Below are 3,916 nucleotides of genomic sequence, written 5' to 3' on the forward strand. Positions count from 1 at the left end.
AAGTCCGACAGGCTCCTAGACGCTTATAAACATATTCAATTTCCTTGAGCTCTCGTATACCTATAAACAGAATATGTCGGCAAAAGTCATTTCATTTTTTTTCATACTGCTTTTTTGCACCGCTATTTCGGCAGAAGAGCTTGTAACCATCGGGATGTTATCCCCTCGGCCCATCCCACAGGAACAGGCGAGATGGAATAACTTGGCCGAATATTTGACAAAATCGCTTCCACGTTATCATTTTGAGGTAAAAGTACTCGATTATCCGGGACTTGTACGGGCGATAGAAGAAAACCGTTTTGAGTTTGTGTTGACCAACCCTTCGCATTATGTACTGCTTTCGCATAAATTCAACTTAACTCAGCCGCTGGCAACTTTAATTAATCGCGAAGCTAATTACAGTTTAAGTAGTTTTGGCGGCATCATATTCACGACTCAGGATCATACGGATATTAACTCTTTAGCCGACATTAAAAACCGCAAAATAGCAGCCGTTTTTGAAGATTCGCTGGGGGGTTACCAGGCGCAGCTATACTTGTTTAAGGCGGAGGGCTTAGATTTACCTAATCTGAAAGATATCGTTTTTACCGGCATGCCGCAGGATAAAGTCGTTGAAGAAGTGCTCGCCGGCAGAGCGGAGGTTGGGTTTATCCGCTCCGGTATTTTGGAGCATATGGCCGAGGAGGATAAAGTCGATCTCAATCGCGTTAAAATCATTCATGCCATGAATTCTCCCGGCTACCCTTATCGACATTCGACGATATTGTACCCGGAGTGGCCGCTAGTGTCCGTCAGCAATATCGACCCACAGTTAAAACGCGATTTGGTGAGCACGCTGCTCTCCATGAACAACAACCGGGAGTTAATCGATAAGCTAACTATTGGCGGCTTTGATCTGCCTGCCAATTATTCCCCGGTGTACGAACTTTTACATGCAATACACGCCCCTCCGTACGATCGCATCGATCGAATCACCCTGCTGGATTTTTTGAAGCAATATTCTTGGCAAATTATTGTATTCGGCGTCATTGTACTGGCATTGCTGGTAACGACTGTTAGAATAAAAATACTGAACATTAAGTTAAAAAATGAGAAAGTTTCGACTTTTCACCTTTTGCAAATCGTTAAATCCAACGAAGAGCAACTGCGTTCCATTGGTAACAACTTACCCAATGGCTATATTTTTCAATATACAATCTCCACGGATGGCGAGCGTGAATTTAAATTTATCAGCGCCGGCGTTGAAAAGGCGCATGGACTAAAAGCGGAACAAGTTCTGAAGCATTCCGCATTGCTATTAACTCAATTAGACCCGCAATATAAGGTTTTGCTTGAGGAAGCGGAAGCAGACAGCGCCAGGAGATTAAGCGATTTCTCAATCGAACTGCCGTTTTTGCATGCTAATGGAACAAACCGTTGGTTTCAGATAAATTCCCGACCCAGATTGGTCAACGATCTAACGGTGTGGGATGGCGTGGCGATAGACATCACCGAGCGTAAGCTGGCCGACGAAGCTTTGAGTCTTTCGTCGGAGCGCTTGCAACTGGCCACACGCGTCGCCAAGATCGGCATATGGGACTGGGATATCGTCAAGAACGAGTTGGTGTGGGATGACTCGATGTACCAACTCTACGGTATTCAACGAGGCGGCTTCAGTGGCGATTACGACGCTTGGATACGGACCATTCATCCGGAGGACAAGGCGTATATAGACGGAGAAATTCAGGCCGCCCTGCGGGGCGAGCGCGAGTACTCGCCTGAATTCCGCATCATTCATCCGGATGGCTCCTGCCGCTATATCAAGGCGGACTCGCAGACGATACAGAATAGCGAAGGCAAGCCTCTGCGCATGATTGGCACCAACATGGACATTACCGAGCGCAAGCGGATCCAGGAAGCGATGCAACGTAGTCAGTCGGCGCTGGAAGAGGCGCAACGTATTGGCCACATTGGTAGCTGGGATGTGGATATGATCAACGATGTGTTGATTTGGAGCGACGAAATATTCCGTATTTGGGAGATCGACAAGACGCAATTTGAAGCGACGTTTGCCGCATTCTTAGCGACGGTGCACCCCGAAGACCGAGACAAGGTGACATTAGCCTATAACCAGGCGATCATCGATAAAAGCTTGTATCAGGTCGAGCACAGACTGCTATTCCCGGATGGCCGCGTGAAACACATCCATGAACGCGGCGAGCCTTATTTCGACGAGGATGGGCGACCGGTGCGCTTTATCGGTACCTCATTGGATATTACCGAGCGCAAACAGGCAGAGGCCGAGTTGTTGAGCTACAAGGACCGGTTGGAGGATACCGTTCGGCAACGGACCTCGGAACTGTTGTTAGCACGAGATGCCGCCGAAGCCGCTAACAAGGCCAAAAGCATATTCCTGGCCAATATGAGCCATGAACTACGCACACCGATGAATGCCATACTCGGATTCTCCAATATCATGCGCCGCGATCCGCATCTAACCGAACACCAGCGCGAAAACCTCGATATCGTCAACCGCAGCGGCGAACATCTCTTGACCCTGATCAACGACGTACTGGAAGTCGCCAAGATCGAAGCCGGACGGCTGCAACTGGAAACCACCGCCTTCGATTTAGGCGGGCTAGTGCGGGAAGTCACTGAAATGATGCAACTCCGCGCTCGGGAAAAAGGCTTGTCGCTGACCCTGGATCAGTCATCCGAGTTCCCGCGCTATATCAAGGCCGATGAAGCCCGCATTCGTCAAATCATCATTAATTTGATCAATAACGCCGTGAAATTCACCGAGCAGGGCGGCGTGACGCTGCGTTTGGGCGTCAAGAACAACGCCCGCCAGCACATATTGATCGAAGTCGAGGACACTGGACCCGGCATCGCGCCTGAAGATCATCAGCGCCTATTCGAGCCTTTCGTACAGCTGACGGAAGGAGGCGGACAACGCGGCACCGGCTTGGGGCTGACCATCACCCGCCAGTTTGTGCGGATGATGGGCGGTAGCATCGCCGTCGAGAGTACGCCGGGTAAGGGATCGCTGTTCCGGGTGGATTTGCCGCTGGAACTGGCAAGCCCTGCCGATATTCATGGACCGGAAATTCGAACACCCGGCGAAGTGGTGAGTCCGATACCAGGAACGCCTCGGTATCGAATCATGATTGTCGAGGATCAACGGGAGAATCAATTGCTGCTCAGCCGCCTGATGACAGACTTAGGCTTCGTCGTGAAAATAGTGGAGAACGGCCGGCAATGTTTGGACGTGTTCCAAGAATGGCGCCCCGACTTGATCTGGATGGATAGGCGCATGCCGATCATGGACGGCATAGAAGCCACCAAACGCCTGCGTCAATTGCAAGATGGTCAAACGGTAAAGATCGTCGCCGTCACCGCCTCGGCCTTCAAGGAACAGCAGCAAGAAATGCAGGATGCGGGGATGGACGACTTCGTGCGCAAACCCTACCGCTTTAACGAAATCTACGAATGTCTGACCAGACAATTAGGCGTGCAATATATTTATACCGACTCGCAGCCGACCGAACCGGATACCCTGCAATTGACGACTGAAAGACTATCCGTATTGCCCCAAGAATTACGCAACGAACTCATCCAGGCGTTAAAAAGCCTGGAACAAGAACATATCAACACGGTGATCGAGCAAGTTCTCCCTTACGATTTAGTCCTCTACAAAAACCTGTCGAAGTTGGCGGAAAATTTCGACTACCCAAGCATTCTCAACGCATTGCAGGCAACCACACTCCAACTGCCGTGAATACCTCCGTTTACACAAAATTTGGGACACACCCCAATTTCGGACTGGATTAATCGTTTTATACCCTGCCGGCGATTCTAGTTCGCTTGCTCGAAAGACTTTTAGCCTAGCGATTGGGATTCCGAGACTTGCGCGAATGGCTTTTTGCCTTGCGCGCAA

At 50.0% G+C, this 3,916-nt stretch carries 1 protein-coding gene; it reads left to right on the forward strand.

Features of this window, described 5'->3' with window-relative positions:
* Positions 1 to 73 precede the first annotated feature (73 nt).
* Positions 74 to 3,757 (forward strand): PAS domain-containing protein, encoded by a 3,684-nt coding sequence (locus A1355_RS09380; RefSeq protein ID WP_082885462.1) that lies wholly within the window; start codon positions 74 to 76, stop codon positions 3,755 to 3,757.
* Positions 3,758 to 3,916 lie beyond the last annotated feature (159 nt).

Origin of the sequence: Methylomonas koyamae, assembly GCF_001644025.1 — a bacterium.
In the GTDB taxonomy this organism is placed as follows: domain Bacteria; phylum Pseudomonadota; class Gammaproteobacteria; order Methylococcales; family Methylomonadaceae; genus Methylomonas; species Methylomonas koyamae_A.